This is a genomic window from Desulfurella sp., assembly GCF_023256235.1.
In the GTDB taxonomy this organism is placed as follows: domain Bacteria; phylum Campylobacterota_A; class Desulfurellia; order Desulfurellales; family Desulfurellaceae; genus Desulfurella.
The window spans coordinates 31,137-31,450 of sequence record NZ_JAGDWY010000075.1 but is presented as its reverse complement, the minus strand read 5'-3'; the positions used below and the strand labels follow the sequence as shown (position 1 = coordinate 31,450).

Sequence of the window (314 nt, the reverse complement as noted above, 5' to 3'; positions counted from 1 at the left end):
TACACCGTGAAACAAAAATTCCAACAGAAAAGGATATTGGTAAATTGTATTGGTGGTTAGATAAATTACATTATGAAAAATGTGTAAGCGAAGCTACACTTGAAGAAATAAAAAAAATGCAAGATCAAAAAAATAGAAATGCCTTTCTTATTAAAATGGAAAGTTATACAAAATTAAACACGATCGCACCACTTAAGGATGAAGTAAAGACAATTTCAAAACTTTTTGATATAAATGACAATGATAAGGTCGATACTATATTAGTAAATGAACTATTTTCTGGAAGGGTTGACTTTTTAATAACTGAAGACAGA

1 pseudogene is annotated in these 314 nt (G+C 28.0%); it reads left to right on the top strand.

Features of this window, described 5'->3' with window-relative positions:
* Nucleotides 1–314, top strand: a pseudogene (locus tag Q0C22_RS08320) (hypothetical protein); the annotation flags it as partial.